Source organism: Aeromonas sp. ANP5 (assembly GCF_963870295.1).
Lineage (GTDB): Bacteria > Pseudomonadota > Gammaproteobacteria > Enterobacterales > Aeromonadaceae > Aeromonas > Aeromonas veronii.
In genome coordinates, this window is sequence record NZ_CAWMRY010000026.1 from 40,548 (window position 1) to 60,100 (window position 19,553).

Genomic DNA, 19,553 nt, shown 5'->3' on the forward strand with positions numbered 1-19,553 from the left:
GAGAGGAGGGGGTGAGCGTACTCACCCCCGATCGGCAGATTATTTGACTTGGCTGGAAGTACCGTCAACGTGCCACTGGAACACACCGAATTCGAAGCCTTTCAGGTCACCGTTCGGTGCCCAGGTCAGGGGGCCCATCACGGTATCGATCGGTGCGGCCTTGATGGCGGTGGCAACGGCAGCCGGGTCATCTTCACCCGCCTTGGCGATACCGGCGGCCAGGGTTTGCACCGCGGCATAGGTAGTCCAGACGAACGGGCCGGAGGAGTCCTGACCCTTGGCTTTGAACGCCGCCACCAGCGGGGCGTTGGCAGGCACCAGATCATACTTGTTCGGCAGGGTCACCAGCAGGCCTTCGGAAGCCGGGCCACCGATGGCGGAGATATCCTTGTTACCCACCCCTTCCGGGCCCATGAACTTGGCTTTCAGCCCCTTCTCGCCAGCCTGACGCAGGATCAGACCCAGCTCAGGGTGATAGCCGCCGTAGTAGACGAAATCGACGTTCTCTTTCTGCAGCTTGGCGATCAGGGCGGAGAAGTCCTTGTCACCGGCGGTGATCCCTTCAAAGGCCACCACTTTCACGCCAGCCTTGTCGAGCGCCGCTTTGACGCTAGAGGCGATCCCTTCGCCGTACTGCTTCTTGTCGTGGATAACGGCCACGCGCTGGGGTTTGACCTGCTCGATGATGTATTTGGCGGCAGTCGGGCCCTGATCGCTATCCAGGCCGATGGTGCGCAGGGTCAGCTGGTAACCGCGCTCGGTGATCTTGGGGTTGGTGGAGGCTGGGGTGACCATCAGGATCCCCTCGTCTTCATAGATGTCGGAGGCGGGCAGGGTGTTGTCGGAGCAGAGGTGACCGACCACGAACTTGACGCCGTCGTTCACCACCTTGTTGGCAACGGCCACCGCCTGCTTGGGATCGCAGGCATCGTCATAGACGACCGCTTCGATCTGCTTGCCATTGATACCGCCAGCCTTGTTGATCTGCTCGACAGCCATCTTGCCGCCGGTGAACTGCATGTCCCCATACTGGGCTACCGGACCGGTGACCGGGCCTGCGATACCAATCTTGATGGTGTCTGCCGCGTGGGCGATGGAGATCGATCCAAACAGAGCCAAAGAAACCGCTGCGCCAACTGTGATTTTGCTCAACTTATGCATTGATTCGTCCCTTAATCAGTGGATTGTTTCATTTCCGTGTGCCATTCCGGATCTACATCCCGTGCATCCGGCTATAGGTATGGTTCTATCATTCCTCACGGGGCAATAACAAGCTGTTAAAGATACTAACCAGAGGGGGTTGGATGAGTGGATTTTGAAATAAATGACCTGTTATTTTTGGTTAATCAGAGCTTAATTTTGATTTGTTGACTTAACATCTTGGTAACGAGAGGCGATTCTGACAAACGCCAGAGGATTAATCTGGCGATATTTTACTCTGACAGCGCTCCCATTTTGACCACAATCCATTTGCGCAAACAGAAATGAGCGCCTAAATTAGCCGGCATTGACAATTCCGTGGCAGAGCTCGTTAAAACCAAGCCTTTATTCGGGAAATCTGCTAATGTTCCGCCTTTGACAGTCAGGAGACAGAGATGGCCACTATCAAGGATGTCGCCTCGCGCGCAGGCGTATCCATCTCCACCGTCTCACATGTGCTCAACCACACTCGGCGGGTCAGCGAAGACGCGACCCAGAAAGTGATTGAGGCGGTGGCAGAACTCAACTACGCGCCCAACTCGGTAGCGCGCAGTCTTAAAATAAATTCGACCAAGACCATTGGTATGCTGGTGACCACCAGCGTAAACCCCTTCTTCGCAGAAGTGGTGCAAGGGGTTGAAGCGTACTGCTTCGAACAGGGCTACAGCCTGATCCTCTGCAACACCGAAAACCAGCCGCCTCGCCAACAGCATTACCTGAGAATGCTGATGGAAAAACGGGTGGATGGCCTGCTGGTATTGGGTACCGATATCGACACCCCGTTGCGCGACATGCTGCGCATCCACAAGAACGTGCCGCAGGTGGTACTGGATTGGGGCACGGAGTGCGATTTCGCCAACGTCATCAACGACAACGCCCGCATCGGCGCCCGCATGGCCGTACGCCATCTGCTGGAGCTGGGGCACCGCGACATCGTCTGCATCACTGGCCAGCTCTCCAAGCCGACCACCCAGCAGCGACTGGACGGGGTGCGTGATGCGCTGGGCGAGCACGGTCTGACCCTTAAAGATGAACAGGTCTTTGAAGGGGACTACGAGAGCCAGAGCGGCTTCGATGCCATGCAGCGCATTCTGGCCCTGCAGCCTCGTCCGACCGCGGTCTTTGCCTTCGACGATCCCATGGCGATCGGCGCGATTTGTGCTGCCTGGGAAGCGGGAGTCAAGGTGCCGGACGATATCTCCATCATCGGCTACGACGATGTGGAGATGGCGCGCTTCTCCAGCCCACCGCTGACCACCATCCGTCACCCTAAGGCCGAACTGGGCCAGCTGGCGGTGAAGCATCTGGTCAGCCGGATCCGCAACAAGGAGCTGGAAGTGGAATCGATGACGGTACAGCCCGAGCTGATTGTCCGTCGCTCGGTCAAACCGCTGCGTTAATCTCGCACCCGTTGCCAACACGAAAAACCCCCTCTGTCACGAGGGGGTTTTTGTTTTCGCAGGCTGGAGTACAAGAGGATTTTCCCCAAGCAACTCTGCTTATCCTCACTTCTGTCAGAAGCAGGAATGGTTATTTTTGTGTGTTGTATTTCGGTGAGTAGGGGCCATACAGGATGCCATTAGGCATACCTGCGCTTAGCAGTCTGAAACTGGTTATCCCTGCGATATCATGGCCCTTGTCCATCACAGTGTTGGTGATCTGGTCAACGACGGCGACGACCAGCATGCCAACCAGGCTACCACCACCATTGGACTTTTGCTCTGCGCTTGAAGCGCGGGCTGTACCTTCCCATATGGTTTTGCCGTTACGCAGGTCCACCAATTTTGCTTTCGCTGTCACGGCTGTTTCACTCGAGACCACCATATAGCTGGTGCCATATTCGGTGATGTCCAGATAGAGCGCGGTATCAGCACCAAAAATCTGATGCAGTTTGCTGATGGGCAAAGAGTGGATATCTTCCGCAACAGTCATGCCGTTCTGACGGAAGGTTTCGTTGGTCAGTGAGACCGGGAAAACATAATAGCCAGACTCGGCCAGTGGCATGGTGCTCTGGGAGAGCAGGCTATTGCCGGCTTTAACATCTGGACTGTGGTTTACGGGAGGCAAAACCAGAATCGATGTAGGGTGACTTTCCCGAAATGCTGTGTAGTCATACGCAGCTTGTTGGGATGCGCAACCAGCCAGTAGCAGTGAGCCCATGATGGAAATCAGTAACTTTTTCATTTGGCTGCTCCTTGCTTCTGGGTGAGCAGAAAATTAATGAAAGTGGTTGATTCTGGGAAGAGTTGCTTCTCTTTCTCGAAGTGTTCCAGTGCGAGGTTGTCACGCCCCTGCTGGGCATAAAGCATGGCCAGATGAGCATGGAAACCGGGCGGCACCTTTTCCCCTTTGCCATTGGCTTCTTGCAGGTTTTTCTCAAGCCGATCGATCTGTTCACCGTTATCTTTTTCTTCAAGGTTCTGGTAGACCGAATCCTGATATTCACCCCAGTTGTACAGGGGCTTGGGTGGGGTCGCACAACCGTAGCTGAAGAGGGCAAAAGCCAGACAGAGTCCTTGACGCATTTTGTTCATTGATTCCCCCTTAGCGAGCCGGTTGCCAGGCACCGTTCTGGATGCCAGAGACCAGATTGTTTACGGCTTCACGAATCGCCAGGTCGAGCACCTTGCCATTGAGTGTGGAGTCATAATCGGCCGTGCCACCAAAACCGATAACTTCGCGGTTGGAAAGCTCGAATTCGCCTGCCCCTTGTGACGAGAAAACAACTTCTGACGTTTTGACATCGACGATGTTGAGGTTGACTTTGGCATAGGCGATCTGCGATTTGCCCCTGCCGAGAATGCCAAACAGCTGATGATCTCCCACCGCTTTTCGGCCAAATTCAGTGACATCGCCTGTGACGACGTAATCGGCGCCTTTCAGCGTCTGAGTCTCTTTCTTGAGCCCTGCTTCCGCTTGCAACTCTTCCATGTTGGCTCTGTCCAGAACACTGAAACGGCCAGTTTGTTGCAGGTGGGTGATCAGGATTGTCTTGGCCTGGCTACCCAGGCGGTCGTTACCATCGGAGAATATACCGCGCATGTAGCTTGAGCGATTATCAAACTTGCCCACAGAAATGGGGCTGCGAGTGCCTTGGTATTGGGTCTGGTAAGAGGTCACTTTGGCAACTTCAAGTGTTCGGGAGGATTCGCTTGAACAACCCGCAAGTGTCAAGCTTGCTGCGATAGTCACAGCAACAATGTGATACTTTGTCATGACAGCCTTATTAAGTTTATGATTATTAATGTTTTTTTTGTGGGGCCTGTATCGTATACCAATGAAGCTCCCAACGGAACCGTTTCAGCTGGAAGCCTTAATAAAACTCCTTGTTGTGCTTTGGTAACCAAGGTGGGGGATTGAAGGGGGATCTCCAAATTTTGTAGTGTGATCGTTGTGTTGGACTGAAAACTGTCAGTTGTATGCACCAAGACCCAATTCCAGCCCATATGATAAACATTCCCCCCGTTTGACCCACCTCGCATTTTACTTGTTAATCGTTTGATCAATATCAACAAAGGGTTAAGTTCTGATGGACTCCCGACTTAACCGCTCCATCCTGTAGGTTGGGTATGACTGTCAAGGATGGTGTCTTATGTTCCCCCCTCGCAAGCTGGGTCACCAGATCACGCTGCTGGCAATTGGCGGCATCGTATTGCTCGCCGTGGTGCTGCTTACCTTTAATCTGTTTGAAAATCGCCAGCGGGCGCTCGCGGCCGAGCAGGCTGCACTGCGGAGTCAGCTCCAGAATGTGGAAGCGGTGATCAAAAACACCAGCCATGAAACCGTGCTGGCGGCGACTCTGATCGCCCAGCGGCCGGATGCAGCCAGGGCGGTGGCTGACAAGGATTGGCAGACCCTCGCCAATCTGTTTGATCCGCTCTGGCCCGCCATCAAGGCGCAGGGGATCGAGCAGTTCCAGTTCCACCTGCCGCCAGCCACTTCCCTCTATCGGGTACACAAGCCTGAAAAACACGGTGATGACCTCTCTGCCATTCGCCCCACTGTGGTTGAGATGAATCGCGAGCATCATGCCGTTGGCGGGCTGGAGATTGGTGTGGCTGGTACCGGTTTGCGCGGGGTCGTGCCGGTCACCTTCAACGGGCAGCCGGTCGGTTCGGTGGAGTTTGGTCGTGCCCTGGATGAAAAGCTGTTTGGCCAACTGCTGGACAAACAGGTGCAGCTCGCCATCTATCTGTTTGAGCAGGGCAAGCTGGTGACGCTGGTTGGCACATCCCGGCTTGGTGAGGCGATGGAGTGGTATCAGCCGGTACTGGCCGGTGAGGAACGTTTCGTCAATATGACGCAACAGGGGAGTGATTTGCTGGTGATGGCGGCCCCCCTGCGCGATTACTCCGGCAAGGCGGTCGGTATCATTGAGTTGACCCGGGATCACAGTCTGGTCGCGGCCGATCTGGCGCGTCAGGGCTGGCAGATGGCGATCATCTCTCTGGTAGGGGCTCTGGTGATTGCCATGGTGATGGCGTTTGCACTCAATCGCATCAATCGACCGCTGCTCGACAGCGTCAAGGCGCTGGAGGCGCTGGCCAATGGCTCCGGCGATCTCGGCAGCAAGCTGCCGGTGGCAGGGCCGGAGGAGATCCGCCGCCTCGGGTCGGCGTTCAATGGCTTTGTTGCCAAGATCCGCGACACCATCAGCCAGCTCACCGCCACTTTGGGCGAACTGGCTGGCGAGAGCGAGCGGCTGTCGCGCAGTGCGGCGGGCAACCTTGGCAGCATGACGCGCCAGCAGGAGCAGACCACCCAGCTCGCCACCGCCATGACCGAGATGACCAGCACGGTACACGAGGTGGCCAACAACACGGCACAGGCGGCCGAAGCGGCCAACGAAGCAGACAATCAGGCGGTCACCGGTGATGAGGTGGTGCAGCAGAGCGTCAACATGATCGAACAGCTGGCGGAGGAGATCGCCAGCGCGGGCAACACGGTGAAAGAGGTTGCCAAGGCCAGCGAGCAGATTGGCTCTGTGCTGGCGGTGATCCAGTCCATCGCCGAGCAGACCAACCTGCTGGCCCTCAACGCCGCCATCGAGGCGGCCCGGGCCGGTGAACAGGGGCGCGGTTTTGCGGTGGTGGCCGACGAGGTGCGCTCGCTGGCCGGGCGCACCCAGCACTCCACCGCCGAGATCCGCGGCACCATCGAGCAGTTGCAACGGGCGGTGGGTACCACGGTGACCATGATCGAACACAGCGTCTCGCGGGCCGGGGAGTCGGTGGAGCGGGCCAATCAGGCGGGAGAAGCCCTCGGCCGGATCAAGGGGGCGGTCAACAGCATTCGCGACATGAACACCCAGATCGCCGCCGCTTCGGAGGAGCAATCCTCGGTGAGCGACGAGATCACCCGCAATATCGTCAGCGTCCACGAGATCTCCCAGGCCACCACGCTGGTGGCGCGGGATACCGCCCATATCGCCAGCCATGTGGCGACCCTGGTGGACAAGCTGGGGGATCTGGCCGGGCAGTTCCAGGATGGTTCCAACGTGCGGATGGTGCTGAGTCGCGCCCGCGCCGCTCACATGGGCTGGAAGACCCGGGTGCGTGCCTATCTGGATGGGCAGGAGGGGCTGTCGCGCAGCGAGGCGGTCAGTGACAAGGAGTGCCGCCTTGGCCACTGGTACTTCAGCGAAGGGCAGGCATGCTGCGGCGATCAACCCGCCTTCAGGGCGATGGCCGCCCCCCACGCCAGACTGCATCAGGTGATCCAGCAGGTTATCGAGCTGAAAAATCAGCACAAGCATGAAGAGGCGGAGGCGCTCTACCGCGAGATCGAGCAGAACTCAGAGCAGGTAGTGGGCTGCATCGATCAGCTGCTGCGGGAGATGACCACGCCGGAGCGTTAATGACGAGCGGATCGGATAGCCAAAGGGCTGACAGCGATGTTAGCCCTTTTTCATGGTGCGGGTCAGGGGCGAGGTTACTGCTCCGGACGCAGATCCTGATAACGGGCGGCGGTGATGAACTGGCCGAAGGTTTCACACCAGACGATCACGCTGCTGTAGCGGGCCGGATCGATCGTGGCGGGCAGCGGCACGATAAAGTTGTCGAAGGTCTTCACCGGCCCGACTCGCACCATTTGATCCTTGAGGCGGGCAAAATCGGCTTCGGTCTCGACAAACTCGGGGGAGAGGTAGAGCTGGTAGTCCGGCCCGGGGGCCAGCTTGCCCATCAGACTGACGGCATCCGGCCCTATGCTCACCTTGCCTTCCCCCCAGTGCAGCCGATCGCTGTCTTTCAGATCCCGGCGAAAAGTGCCGTGGAATCTCGCTTGCTGCTGGCTGGCCGCGACCTGCTCGGTATCAGGGGCGGGTGGCGCGATCAGGATCGGCAGGGTGTAGACACCGGCGGCAAAGCCTGCCGCCGCGACCAGCAGATGGGTGCCCAGCAGCAGGGCCATGGTTTTGCGTTTCATGATATCTCGGTCGTTGATGAATTGATGGCAAAACCATACCAGTCCGGGGGCCCGCTACCCAGTTTGCTCAGGCCAGAGGTGTCGTTATCCATCTATGGTGACTTGGGGTGTGGTCACGCCAATGGCTCAAGGCCGGATAGTGCCGTCCTGCCCTTTGTTGATCTCGCTGGCGGCGTGCACCAGCTGTTCCAGCTGGTGGTGGATCTGGGTGCGATCCAGTTGCTGCAAGGGCTGACGACTCCACAGCACCGGTGTCAGGCTCTCGGTATCGAAACCCAGTACCGGCTTGCATGGGTCCTGACTGAACAGGTTCTGGGCCGCGGCTTGGGCGCTGGTGGCCGCGTCGAGGCGAGTAAACATCAGCAGATAGTCGGCCGGGTGTTCGGTCAGATGGCAGGTCAGTTCGCCGATCTGCAGGCTGGTGACGCTCTCCTCCTGTTGCGGCGCAGGCAGGGAGAGGGAGAGAAACAGCTGGTGGATGGCGGCGTGATAAAGAGAGTTCATTGATGGCTCCAGATTGATGATGGCGCCATTAGAGCAGGTCACCGCCAGCGGCACTGTTAATGGTGGCTCTCTTTTTTTAGCTTTTCGGTCAGCGAGATAGCGCACCGCGCTCAGTACAAAAATCGCGACCAATCCCGATAGTCCCTGTTGATGGCCTCTCCTAGACTGGCGGCGAAACATCACAAGAAGACAATCATCATGCAGATTCAAGCAAACACCGTCGGCACACAGGCCGTCGCTCACCACAGTGATGCAACCACAGGGGTTGGCCGGATGGGCCAGCTGGAGGCACGTCAGGTCGCCACCGGACAAGATGCGATCTTGCTGGGCAGCCGCAGCGAACCGCAGAAAGGGCAGGGGCTGCTCTCGCGATTGGGGGCCCAACTGGCCCGCCCGTTTGTGGCCATCAAAGAGTGGATCGGCAACCTGCTGGGGAGCGGAAAGAGTGCCGCTGCGCCGAAGACTCAGGTAGCAGAAAACCTCTCCATGGCGGATCAGAAACGTCTTTTTTTGCAAAAGGCACTGCCCTATACCTTGAGCGCGCTCGACAAGACAAGCGAGCTGAAAAGTATCAATGCTGAACAACTGCGCAAGGACCACACCACGCTGGCGACTGGCAACGGTGCTCTGCGTTCCTTGGTCACTGCCCTGAGCGGTATTCGTGATGGATCAAAAATCGAGGCAACCACTCATCAGGCCGCCCGCCTGCTTGAACTGAATTTGGGCGGGATTGCTCTGCAGCAATGGGGAACCACGGGCAGGCAGGCCAGCGAATGGGTGAGCTCCGCCACGCAGGAGCAACTTGGTGAGGTTGCAGCCGGATTGAACGACCTGATGCATGAGGTTGCCCAATTACGCTATGCCGTCGAGAGCGAAGTTAAAGGTGAGCCCGCCGACAAGGCGCTGGCTGAGGGCTTGCAGAATCAATTTGGCCTGGAGGCTGAACAATATCTGGGTGAACAGCCCCACGGTTTTTACAGCGATGCTGAAGTCATGGCGCTTGGTCTCTACACCAATGGCGAATACCAGCACCTGAATCGCTCGCTGCGTCAGGAAAAGCAGCTGGATGCAGGGCAAGCATTGATCGATCAGGGCATGTCTGCTGCTTTTGAAAAAAGCACTCCCGCCGAGCAATTGGTCAAGACCTTCCGCGGTACCCACGGTGGCGATGCGTTCAGCGGGGTGGCAGAGGGGCAAGTCGGTCATGATGCCGCTTATTTCTCCACCTCCCGGGATCCCAAGGTGGCCACCAGCTTTGGTGGTTCAGGCACTATTTCCACGGTATTTGGCCGCTCGGGGATCGATGTCAGCGACATATCCGTTGAAGGGGATGAGCAGGAGATCCTCTATAACAAGGCGACGGATATGCGGGTGTTGCTGAGTGCCAAAGATGAGCGGGGAGTCACCAGGCGGGTACTGGAAGAGGCCAAGTTGGGAGAACAAAGCGGCCATAGCAAGGGGCTGCTGGATGCGCTGGATCTGGCAAGAGGGTCGGGCGGTGCCGACAAGCCGCAAGAGGTTGATATCCGTCTGAAGATGCGCGGCCTCGATCTGGCGTGACCAGATAGCACGAGAACTGATACCAATGGACACCCTCGGGTGTCCGTTTTTTTATTCTGGCGGGAGTGGGCTATAGGGGGCTCAGTGCAAGTTGGTGGCTCTCTTTTTTTAGCTTTTCGGTCAGCGAGATAGCACGCCGCGCTCAGTGCAAAAATCGCGACCAATCCCGATAGTCCCTGTTGATGGCCTCTCCTAGACTGACGGCGAAACATCACAAGAAGACAATCATCATGCAGATTCAAGCAAACACCGTCGGCACACAGGCCGTCGCTCACCACAGTGATGCAACCACAGGGGTTGGCCGGATGGGCCAGCTGGAGGCACGTCAGGTTGCCACCGGACAAGATGCGATCTTGCTGGGCAACCGCAGCGAACCGCAGAAAGGGCAGGGGCTGCTCTCGCGATTGGGGGCCCAACTGGCCCGCCCGTTTGTGGCCATCAAAGAGTGGATCGGCAACCTGCTGGGGAGCGGCAAGAGTGCCGCTGCGCCGAAGACGCAAACCGCCACTTCCCCCGAGGATCTTCAGCGCCTGATGAAGCAGGCTGCATTTGGCAGCTCGCTGGGTGGCTTTGCCAAGGCGGACGTATTGAACAACATCGCCGCCGAACAACTGGGCAAGGAGCACGCCACTCTGGCGACCGGCAACGGCCCACTGCGCTCTCTCTGCACCGCGTTGCAGGCTGTTGTCGTCGGCTCCCAGCAGCCGGAACTCCGGGAATTGGCTGCCGGGCTGCTGGCCCGCCCCATCGCCGGTATCCCGCTCCAGCAGTGGGGCACTGTGGGGGGCAAGGTGACCGACCTGCTCGCGAGCGCCACCCCCGAACTGCTGCAGGATGCGATGAGCCAGCTGCACACCGCGATGGGTGAAGTGGCCGACCTGCAGCGGGCCGTCAAGGCTGAAATCGCTGGTGAACCGGCGCAAAGCGCGGCCACAACAGCGGATGCGGTGCCCGTCCAAAGCGGTGAAAGCAAAGGGGCTGCTCGCGAACAGGTCGCCATGGCGCGGCAGACCCCGGCCACCGGCTACAAGTTGGCGCTGGATCTTATCAGCTATCAGGCCAGCTACCTGCTGCGGGATCAAACCTCGACCGAGGTGACCCTGAGCAGCAGCGATCTCAACGCCCTGCATCAACACATTGCCGATGGCTCCATCAATGGCTCCCACATGGCCAAGTTGCAGACCCGCGGCGACCTGCAAACCCTGCGCACTCTGGCGCTCTCGCTGGCCAGCGGCAGCGATGCCAAGGGTTCTTCCCTTGGTCATGCCCTCGACAGCCTCGCCTCGGCGCGTCCCAACCAGCGGCTGGTGCTGGGCGGCCTGATGCAGTTTGCCGGTCAGACCGAGCAGGCGTGGGTGGACCATACCGCGCTCAAGCCGCGAGAGGAACGGCTAGATGCCGGGGCGCGACTGCGCTTTGACTCCGGCCATATGCAGGCGGAGCTGGGGCGTCTCGGCGACAGCGAGGCGCGGCAGGTGCTGCAACAGCTGGAAGGGGCTTTTGGTGATCGGGCCAGGGCTATCTGCGACTTCGCGGTGGCTCAGGTCTCCGGCTTTGCCGATAGCGAAAGCAGTCCTGAGGCCGTGCTGGTCTCCCGCCTGACCCGCATGGGCAATCTGGTGGGCAGCCTGACCGATGCGCTCAAGGAGCGGCTGCAACTGCCCGGGTCCGCCCGTGGCGAGCCGACCATGATCGACTCCGCCAGCCAGCTGACACCGCTCGAACTGGCTGCGCTGGCCCATATCGGCGTCGATGAGAGCTATCTGTAAACCGTCAGCACACAGCCCCTCGGGGCAAGGTGATATGACATAAAAACGGACACCCTCGGGTGTCCGTTTTCTTATTCGGGCGGGAGTAGGTTGAGGGGGAGGCAGTGCAGACCGACTGGCTTATAGGCTGGCGAAATCTACTTCGGGCAGGGTTTCAAAGCCGGGGCGGGCAAACAGATAGCCCTGCATCAGGCTGATGCCCATCTCCCGCAGGCAGGCCATCTCTTCGCGGGTTTCGATCCCCTCCGCCAGCGGGGTGATCTGCAGCTCGGCAAACAGGGCCAGACAGTGGCGCACTATGGCTTGTCGGGTCGGGTCATGGTCGATGCCGCGCAGCAGGTGCATATCGAGCTTGACGATGTTGGGGTGAAAATCGGCCAGCAGGTTGAGGCCTGAGTAACCGGCGCCAAAGTCATCGATCGCCGTTTTGAAGCCGAGGGCCTGATAGTGATCGACGATACCGCGAAGATGCTGGCTATCCTGCACCTGCTCTACCTCGGTCAGCTCGAACATGATCTGCGCGATGGGGAAGTGGTGCTCGCGGGCCGCCTGCAGGGTGGTGCGGATGCAGCGCTCCGGGCGATAGACCGCGTTGGGCAGAAAATTGATGCTCAGCATCCCCTTCATCCCGAGCCGTGCCGCCAGCGTGATGGCCTTGATGCGGCACAGCTGATCGAAGCGGTAGCGGTTGTCGTCGTTGACCCGGGCAATCACGCTCTGCGCCGGTTCATTGTTGATCCCCCGCACCAGCGCCTCATAGCCGAAGATGGTGCGCTGGCTGCAATCGACGATGGGCTGGAAGGCCATGGTGAAGTCGAAGTCGAGATCTGCTTTCTCCTGACACAGCTGGCAGATGGCGGGGGATGGGGCAGCAGGTATATCCATGACGTTCCTCTGATTGGCCGTGGCGGCGCTGGGCACTGTCTCAAATGATAACAGCTCATTACCCCCCTGTAGGTTCGATTAGCGCAGCGTAATCGGACGAACGAGAGGCTTTGGTTGCGGTTGTTGCCGTGAGTTAGGGTTGGCCAGCCGGAGGGGAGAATTCGGCTGGCCGTTATGGCGAGAGAATCGATTTACGCGAACGTCCGATTACGCCTGGCGGCTAATCGAACCTACGGGCTGGGCACTGTCTCAAATGATAACAGCTCATTACCCCCTGTAGGTTCGATTAGCGCAGTGTAATCGGACGAACGAGAGGTGTTGATAGTTGTTGTTGCCGTGCAACAGGATCGGCCAGCAGGAGGGGGAAGTGCGGCTGGCCGTTATGGCGAGAGAATCGATTTACGCGAATGTCCGATTACGCCTGACGGCTAATCGAACCTACGATCAAAAATTTCAATCATCTTCAAAATAGTCATTGTCAACTTTAAATGTGGAGTAGTTTTTAATAGTTGACACTCCTACACCATGGTTAATCATTAAGTCACATAAAAGAATTCCATCTACTAAAATAATACTTTTTTGTTGTTTTGCTGCATACTCAATGGCAGTTTTTGAAAATGACGACGTTGTGATGAAAACTCCTTTTTGGACATTTTCCATTGCGCCAACAAATTGTTGTACATCGGGTCTTCCAATGCTTTTCTCTGAATATCTCTTGGCTTGAATATATATTTTATCTAGACCAAGCTTGTCTTCTTTTATCACGCCGTCAATGCCACCATCTCCAGGAGATCCACTAACTAATCCTGCATCTGGGGAGTTTCCGCCATAACCCATTGACAGTAATAGATCAACAACTAGCCTTTCAAAAAATGCAGGGTCAGATGCTAGAATTCTTTCTAGTAGAAGGGATTTAACATTATTGATATGCTCCCGATATGCATCATGGAGTTTCTCTTCTGGAATTTTATCCGTACTTGTTTCGGTGACTTCTTTTTTGCTCAGTAACTTCTGTTGCTGGACGTTTTCAAATATGAAGTATTTAGTTATCTTTCCATTCTTACTAGATATTATAAAATGTTTTGCAGGACTAGAGGATGGAAAGTCCAATCCAAAACAATGCTTTCGTAACTTACTGTTTACAATCGATTCTGGTTGCTTTGCTCCAAACTCATATAGCCCTCTAGATATGATTTCACTATATATTTCCTGTGAGGTCATTGGTTTGTTGTTTGAGCTAAGAACTTCTTTTATCGCCTCAACAATAGTCATTGTATTTTCCCAGAAAAACAAAGCTAATATTAATATCCTCCATATAACTTGTAATGGTCAAGTGAGGAAGCCTCCATATGAAATAGCATTGATGTTTATGTGATCAAAAACAAAAAAAGGCGCCTTACGGCGCCGTTTTTAATATCACTTACCCAACCATATCACTGCAGCAGGGAGATATCCGCGACTTGCAGGAACAGGTTGCGCAGGTTGTTCAGCAGCGCCAGACGGTTGGCCTTGAGAGCTTCGTCATCGGCCATCACCATCACTTCGTTGAAGAAGGTATCGACCGGCTCGCGCAGGGCGGCCAGACGGGTGAGGGCAGCCTGATAGTCACCGGCGGCGAACAGCGGGGCCAGTTCGGCTTGCAGTTCGGCAACCTGGGTAGCCAGCGCCTTCTCGGCGGCATCGACCAGCAGTTCCGGTTTGACGGCGGTCGGCAGTTCGCCTTCGACCTTGGCCAGAATGTTGCTCACGCGCTTGTTGGCGGCAGCCAGTGCCAGTGCGGCATCCAGCGTGCGGAAGTGGCTGACGGCCTTGACGCGACGATCGAAGTCGAGCGGACGGGTCGGGCGGCGGGCCAGTACGGCCAGCACCACGTCGGCACCGATGCCTTCGTCCTGATAGGCGGCGCGGAAGCGGCCCAGCATAAAGTCGACCACGTCGGTAACGACGGTTTTGTTGGTTAGCTTGTCGCCGTAGACGCGTACCGCTTCTTCAACCAGTTCAACCAGATCCAGATCCAGCTGCTTCTCGGTCATGATGCGCAGGGCACCGATGGCGGCGCGACGCAGGGCGAACGGATCCTTGTCACCCTTCGGCAGCATGCCGATGCCGAAGATACCGGCCAGGGTGTCGAACTTGTCGGCCAGCGCGACGGCGCAGGCAACCAGACCGGACGGCAGGGCATCACCGGCAAAGCGCGGCATGTACTGCTCGTTGAGGGCCACAGCCACTGCTTCGTCTTCGCCATCGTGACGGGCGTAGTGCATCCCCATGACACCCTGGGTGTCGGTGAACTCGCCGACCATGTTGGTCATCAGGTCACACTTGGAGAGCAGACCGGCACGCTTGGCCTGAGTGACATCAGCACCGATGTGCTCGGCGATAAAGCCGGCGACGGTCTCGATACGCTCGACCTTGGCCTTGACGGTGCCCAGCTGTTGCTGGAACAGCACGGTTTCAAGGCGCGGCAGGCGGGAGGCCAGAGTCTGTTTGAGGTCGGTCTTGAAGAAGAACTCGGCGTCAGAGAGACGGGGGCGAACCACCTTCTCGTTGCCGCTGATGATCTGGCTCGGGTCTTTGGACTCGATGTTGGTGACGAAGATGAACTTCGGCAGCAGCTTGCCGTTCTTGTCGTAGACCGGGAAGTACTTCTGGTCACCCTTCATGGTGTGCACCAGTGCTTCAGCCGGAACGGCCAGGAACTTCTCTTCGAAGTTGGCGGTCAGCACCACAGGCCACTCGACCAGTGCGGTCACTTCTTCCAGCAGGGCGTCGTCCAGATCGGCTACGCCACCGAAGGCGGCAGCGGCCGCTTCGACGTCAGCCTTGATCTTGGCCTTGCGGGCCATAAAGTCGGCAATCACCATGCCGCGTTCCTGCAGGATCTGCGGGTACTGGTTGGCGTTGTCGATGGTGAATTCGCTCTCGCCCATAAAGCGGTGACCGCGGATGGTGCGGGCAGAGTCGATACCCAGAATGTGGGCGGGCACCAGCTCACCATCCAGCAGCAGGGTCACGGTGAAGACCGGACGCACGAACTGGATGGTCTTGTCGCCCCAGCGCATCATCTTGGGGATCGGCAGCTTGGCCAGTGCAGAGGCAACCAGCTCGCCCAGCAGATCGACGGCCGGACGGCCTTCGACCTTGGCGGTGTGAACCAGCCACTCGCCCTTGTCGGTGACCAGACGCTCGGCCTGCTCAACGGTGATGCCGTTGCCACGGGCCCAGCCTTCGGCAGCCTTGGTCGGCTTGCCTTCAGCATCGAACGCCTGAGCGACGGCCGGGCCGCGTTTCTCGACGCTCTTGCTCGGCTGTTCGCCTGCCAGCTCGCTTACCTTCAGTGCCAGACGGCGCGGTGAAGCAAACCACTCGACGTCGCCGAAGGCCAGGTCGGCCTTGGTCAGTTCGGCTTTGAAGTTGTCGGCAAAGGCTTCGGCCAGGGAGCGCAGGGCTTTGGGCGGCAGCTCAGCAGTACCGATCTCTACCAGAAATGTATGTTGTGCCATGTCCGTTCCTTAACCTTGCTTGTTCTCACTGCGCTGACACATAGGGAAGCCCAGCGCTTCGCGGGAGGCGTAGTATGCCTCTGCCACGGCCTTGGTCAGGGTGCGAATGCGCAGGATGTAGCGCTGACGCTCGGTGACCGAGATGGCCTTGCGGGCATCCAGCAGGTTGAAGGAGTGAGCGGCTTTGAGGATGCGCTCGTAGGCAGGCAGCGGCAGCGGTTTTTCCAGTGCCAGCAGATTCTGGGCTTCCTTCTCGTACTGCTCGAAGCAGTGGAACAGGAACTCCACATCGGCGTGTTCGAAGTTGTAGGTGGATTGCTCCACTTCGTTCTGGTGGAACACGTCGCCGTAGGTGGTCTTGCCCAGAGGGCCGTCAGACCAGACCAGATCGTAGACGCTGTCCACGCCCTGAATGTACATGGCCAGACGCTCGAGACCGTAGGTGATCTCGCCGGTGACCGGCTTGCACTCGAGGCCGCCAACCTGCTGGAAGTAGGTGAACTGGGTCACTTCCATGCCGTTCAGCCACACTTCCCAACCCAGACCCCAGGCACCCAGAGTCGGGTTTTCCCAGTTGTCTTCCACGAAGCGGATGTCGTGGATTTCAGGATCCATGCCCAGCTCTTTCAGGGAGCCCAGATAGAGTTCCTGAATGTTGTCGGGGGAAGGCTTGATGATCACCTGGAACTGGTAGTAGTGCTGCAGGCGGTTCGGGTTTTCACCGTAGCGGCCGTCGGTCGGACGGCGGGACGGTTGCACGTAAGCGCAGGCGATGGGCTCCGGGCCCAGGGCACGCAGACAGGTCATGGGGTGGGAAGTACCGGCACCCACTTCCATATCCAGCGGCTGAATGATGGTACAGCCCTGGCGGGACCAATAGTCCTGCAGCTGCAGGATCAGGCCCTGAAAGGTTTTGACATCGAATTTTTGCATAATTTTTTTCGCGCGAAGTGAAAATCAGAGCAAGATTTGCTGAATGTGAACCGAGGGAGTATACCGTCTGGCATGGTCGGATAATAGGCGAAATTGCAGCGGATTCGCGGGATGGTGCTGCGCTGTGGCTGGTCGGGCGGGATGTCCGGTATATGATGTGAGCAGTGCCGCCTGCAGAGTGGGCAGGGTCGGGCAAACCGCTGAAATAACGAGGGAGAGGAAATGGAACTGCGCTGCGCCTGGGTGACCAAAGACCCGGAATACATTGAATACCATGACAAACAGTGGGGCAGGCCGGTCTATGACGCCCGCGAGCTGTTTGCCAAGCTCTGCCTCGACGGTCAGCAGGCGGGGCTGTCGTGGATCACCATCCTCAAGCGCACCGAGAGCTATTACCGGGCCTATGCCGACTTTGATCCGGTGCAGATTGCCTGCTTCGACGAGCAGGATGTGGAGCGGTTGATGCAGGACAGCGGCATTATCCGCAACCGGCTCAAGGTGCAGTCGATCATCAGAAATGCCCGCGCTTATCTGGCGTTGCAGGAGCAGGGGATCGACTTCGCCGACTACCTGTGGGGCTTTGTCGGCGGCGCCCCCATCGTCAACCAGCGGCAGGGCAACGGCGATATTCCGGCGACCTCGCCGGAGTCGGATGCCATGTCGAAAGCGCTCAAGAAGCTCGGCTTCAACTTCGTCGGCAGCACCATCTGTTACGCCTTTATGCAGGCGGTGGGGATGGTGAACGATCATCTGGTCAGCTGTCCTTGCCACGCCGAGTGTCAGTTACCGCGCTGACCACCCGCCGATCGCCCAAAAAAACACCACTCTCGCCGTCTGTTCAGGCTTGCGTCAGACAATGGCGTGCCAGCGCGTTACAATCCGGCCCCCGGCATGGTGCCGGATTGTTTTCACAGAGGTTTTTTCATGCGAGCCAAGATCCTGGTGCCTGCTCTGGCACTGACCGTTGCCCTGAGCGGCTGTACCACCAACCCCTACACAGGTGAATCCCAGACCTCAAAAGGTGCCTGGGGCGCGCTGGCTGGCGCCGCTGCCGGTGCGGCTGTAGGTGCGCTCTCCTCCAGCAAGGGTGACCGCAAGAAGGGCATCCTGACCGGCGTTGCTGCCGGCGCAGCGCTGGGTGGCGGTATCGGCTACTACATGGACGTGCAGGAAGCCAAGCTGCGCGAGAAGCTTCAGGGCTCCGGCGTCAGCGTGACCCGTAATGGCAATGAGCTGATCCTCAACATGCCGAACAACGTGACCTTCGACAGCTCCAGCTCCCAGCTGAAAGCGGCCGGTGCCAACACCCTCTCCGGCGTGGCCATGGTGGTTGCCGAGTTCGACAAGACCCGCCTGAACGTGGTCGGTCACACCGACAGTACAGGTTCCCGCGATCTGAACATGAAGCTCTCCCGCGATCGTGCCGATGCTGTTGCCGCCCAGCTGATTGGTCAGGGCGTAGCAGGTAGCCGCATCTCCACCACCGGCGTGGGCCCGGATCAGCCGGTTGCTACCAACAGCACCGCCGCTGGCAAAGCCCAGAACCGCCGCGTGACCATTACCCTGACCCCGACCGCCTAAGTCGTTCAGGTTTCGGTAACGAAAAGGCCCCGCCAGTGATGGCGGGGCCTTTCTATTGGCGCCGTGGTGAGCAATGACGCCTTGTTGTTTGCTCCCTTCTCCCCTCGTGGGAGAAGGGGCGGGGATGAGGGGGATAAGCGCCTCTTAGACTGCCGCAGTCAGCTGCACTTCCACCTTGTAGCCTTCGTGGGCGAGGCGGGCTTGTACGCAGGCGCGTACGGGGGCGGTGCCAGCCGGGATCCAGGCATCCCACTGCTCGTTGAAGGCAGCGATATCCTGAATGTCTTTGAGATAGATATTGGCCATCAGGATCTTGTCGACGCCGGAGCCGTTGGCTTCCAGCAGGCGCTGCAGGCTCGCCAGCACTTCGCGGGTCTGCTGGTGGATGTCGGCCTCTTCGCTGACGGGCACTTCCACCACGTAGAGGGTGCCATTGTGGATGACCACGTCTGACCAACGCTGGGTGGTGCCGATTCGGGTAATGGTTGTCATGGAGTGCTCCGGTACGGGGGCTTATTGACCCTTGCGGATCAGATAGCGGTAGGGGGCCTGCTCTGTCTCGCTGGCGACCAGGGTGTGATCCATAAAGCGGCAGAAACTGGGGATGTCGCGGGTGGTTGAAGGATCGTCGGCGCTGACCAGCAGGGTCTCGCCATCCGCCATCAGCCGCACTTTCTTGCGAACCATCATAACGGGTTCCGGGCAACGAAGCCCGATTGCGTCCAACTCGTGGGTTGCACCGCAGAATAAATCACTCATCTATCATCAACCTTCAACCTATTCGGCTGCCAATGATACTCAGGGCTAAAAAATAATCAAACAAACGCCCCGTCAACCAGCATATGTAACCGAAATGTTATTCGGCCCTATCCAGCTTGCGCCGGACGAGTAATATAAAAATTGAACCATATTCAACAAGGAGGTGAATATGCAGGTCTCCTACGGCAGATTACAAGCCTATGCAGGCATGGGGTTCTTGTCCTTCGCCATGATAGTGATGGGCAGCCCGATCGGGAATACCGGTACCTGGTTCGGCTCCATGGTGATGGTCGGGTTGGGGCTCTGGATCGAGCTCAGCGATTACTATGACGAGGATGAGGACGAGAACGATCAATCCTGAATCGGATGACGATTCAGCAACAAAGGCGGAGCAATTCCGCCTTTGTCATTTCTGCCGTTTGGCAATGTACCC

Annotated in this window: 19 protein-coding genes; 7 read left to right on the forward strand and 12 right to left on the reverse strand. The window is 57.9% G+C overall.

Annotated features, from left to right (window positions below; genetic code table 11):
* Positions 1–39 precede the first annotated feature (39 nt).
* Positions 40–1,161, reverse strand: a complete 1,122-nt coding sequence (locus tag AACT07_RS14970) for a branched-chain amino acid ABC transporter substrate-binding protein (protein WP_069528593.1) — start codon at positions 1,159–1,161, stop codon at positions 40–42.
* 434 nt (positions 1,162–1,595) lie between these two features.
* Here AACT07_RS14970 and AACT07_RS14975 point away from each other — a divergent pair, with 434 nt between their 5' ends.
* Positions 1,596–2,600 carry a substrate-binding domain-containing protein gene (locus AACT07_RS14975; RefSeq protein WP_005355925.1) on the forward strand — a complete coding sequence of 335 codons (1,005 nt, stop codon included), beginning with the start codon at positions 1,596–1,598 and terminating at the stop codon, positions 2,598–2,600.
* A gap of 130 nt (positions 2,601–2,730) precedes the next feature.
* On the opposite strand, the gene AACT07_RS14980 is transcribed toward AACT07_RS14975, so the two are convergent.
* From AACT07_RS14980 to AACT07_RS14990, 3 genes are read right to left on the reverse strand one after another with little or no spacing between them, the layout of a single operon-like run.
* The gene (locus tag AACT07_RS14980; protein ID WP_019446311.1) at positions 2,731–3,384 is read right to left on the reverse strand and encodes a DUF799 domain-containing protein; all 654 of its coding nucleotides are present in this window, start codon (positions 3,382–3,384) and stop codon (positions 2,731–2,733) included.
* The gene (locus tag AACT07_RS14985) at positions 3,381–3,734 is read right to left on the reverse strand and encodes a DUF4810 domain-containing protein (RefSeq protein ID WP_050498494.1); all 354 of its coding nucleotides are present in this window, start codon (positions 3,732–3,734) and stop codon (positions 3,381–3,383) included. The genes AACT07_RS14980 and AACT07_RS14985 overlap by 4 nt, the downstream gene beginning before the upstream one ends.
* Positions 3,735–3,744: 10 nt before the next feature.
* Complete coding sequence (locus AACT07_RS14990) at positions 3,745–4,416, reverse strand: CsgG/HfaB family protein (protein ID WP_069528594.1); 672 nt, start codon at positions 4,414–4,416, stop codon at positions 3,745–3,747.
* Positions 4,417–4,792: 376 nt separating this feature from the next.
* Here AACT07_RS14990 and AACT07_RS14995 point away from each other — a divergent pair, with 376 nt between their 5' ends.
* A complete protein-coding gene (locus tag AACT07_RS14995; RefSeq protein ID WP_069528596.1) occupies positions 4,793–7,057 on the forward strand; it encodes a methyl-accepting chemotaxis protein in 2,265 nt (754 codons plus the stop codon).
* 74 nt (positions 7,058–7,131) lie between these two features.
* Here the strand turns inward: AACT07_RS14995 and AACT07_RS15000 are convergent, their stop codons facing one another.
* Complete coding sequence (locus AACT07_RS15000) at positions 7,132–7,626, reverse strand: DM13 domain-containing protein (RefSeq protein WP_040069868.1); 495 nt, start codon at positions 7,624–7,626, stop codon at positions 7,132–7,134.
* Between the two features lie 126 nt (positions 7,627–7,752).
* The gene (locus AACT07_RS15005) at positions 7,753–8,130 is read right to left on the reverse strand and encodes a CesT family type III secretion system chaperone (RefSeq protein ID WP_019446305.1); all 378 of its coding nucleotides are present in this window, start codon (positions 8,128–8,130) and stop codon (positions 7,753–7,755) included.
* A 198-nt stretch (positions 8,131–8,328) separates the two neighbouring features.
* Here AACT07_RS15005 and AACT07_RS15010 point away from each other — a divergent pair, with 198 nt between their 5' ends.
* Positions 8,329–9,690, forward strand: coding sequence for an ADP-ribosyltransferase (locus tag AACT07_RS15010; protein ID WP_069528599.1), 1,362 nt, complete (start codon positions 8,329–8,331; stop codon positions 9,688–9,690).
* Positions 9,691–9,920: 230 nt separating this feature from the next.
* On the forward strand, positions 9,921–11,459 hold the full coding sequence (locus tag AACT07_RS15015) for an ADP-ribosyltransferase (protein ID WP_069528601.1): 1,539 nt from the start codon (positions 9,921–9,923) through the stop codon (positions 11,457–11,459).
* A 120-nt stretch (positions 11,460–11,579) separates the two neighbouring features.
* Here the strand turns inward: AACT07_RS15015 and AACT07_RS15020 are convergent, their stop codons facing one another.
* The 4 genes from AACT07_RS15020 to glyQ all read right to left on the reverse strand — a co-directional run bounded on the left by AACT07_RS15020 (position 11,580) and on the right by glyQ (position 16,780).
* The gene (locus AACT07_RS15020) at positions 11,580–12,344 is read right to left on the reverse strand and encodes an EAL domain-containing protein (protein ID WP_069528603.1); all 765 of its coding nucleotides are present in this window, start codon (positions 12,342–12,344) and stop codon (positions 11,580–11,582) included.
* A 453-nt stretch (positions 12,345–12,797) separates the two neighbouring features.
* Positions 12,798–13,616: a restriction endonuclease gene (locus AACT07_RS15025; RefSeq protein WP_069528605.1), complete on the reverse strand. Its 819-nt coding sequence runs from the start codon at positions 13,614–13,616 to the stop codon at positions 12,798–12,800.
* A gap of 161 nt (positions 13,617–13,777) precedes the next feature.
* On the reverse strand, positions 13,778–15,847 hold the full coding sequence (gene glyS / locus AACT07_RS15030) for a glycine--tRNA ligase subunit beta (RefSeq protein ID WP_069528607.1): 2,070 nt from the start codon (positions 15,845–15,847) through the stop codon (positions 13,778–13,780).
* A gap of 9 nt (positions 15,848–15,856) precedes the next feature.
* Complete coding sequence (glyQ, locus tag AACT07_RS15035) at positions 15,857–16,780, reverse strand: glycine--tRNA ligase subunit alpha (protein WP_005339464.1); 924 nt, start codon at positions 16,778–16,780, stop codon at positions 15,857–15,859.
* 222 nt (positions 16,781–17,002) lie between these two features.
* Between glyQ and AACT07_RS15040 the strand changes: the two genes are divergently transcribed.
* Positions 17,003–17,575, forward strand: coding sequence for a DNA-3-methyladenine glycosylase I (locus AACT07_RS15040; protein ID WP_069528609.1), 573 nt, complete (start codon positions 17,003–17,005; stop codon positions 17,573–17,575).
* Positions 17,576–17,704: 129 nt separating this feature from the next.
* Positions 17,705–18,361 carry an OmpA family lipoprotein gene (locus AACT07_RS15045; RefSeq protein ID WP_069528611.1) on the forward strand — a complete coding sequence of 219 codons (657 nt, stop codon included), beginning with the start codon at positions 17,705–17,707 and terminating at the stop codon, positions 18,359–18,361.
* A gap of 144 nt (positions 18,362–18,505) precedes the next feature.
* Here the strand turns inward: AACT07_RS15045 and AACT07_RS15050 are convergent, their stop codons facing one another.
* Both AACT07_RS15050 and tusA read right to left on the reverse strand, forming a co-directional pair.
* Positions 18,506–18,853: a RidA family protein gene (locus AACT07_RS15050; RefSeq protein WP_005355943.1), complete on the reverse strand. Its 348-nt coding sequence runs from the start codon at positions 18,851–18,853 to the stop codon at positions 18,506–18,508.
* 21 nt (positions 18,854–18,874) lie between these two features.
* A complete protein-coding gene (gene tusA / locus AACT07_RS15055) occupies positions 18,875–19,120 on the reverse strand; it encodes a sulfurtransferase TusA (RefSeq protein ID WP_005339470.1) in 246 nt (81 codons plus the stop codon).
* A 169-nt stretch (positions 19,121–19,289) separates the two neighbouring features.
* Between tusA and AACT07_RS15060 the strand changes: the two genes are divergently transcribed.
* A complete protein-coding gene (locus tag AACT07_RS15060) occupies positions 19,290–19,481 on the forward strand; it encodes a hypothetical protein (RefSeq protein WP_005339471.1) in 192 nt (63 codons plus the stop codon).
* The last annotated feature ends 72 nt before the right edge of the window (positions 19,482–19,553 follow it).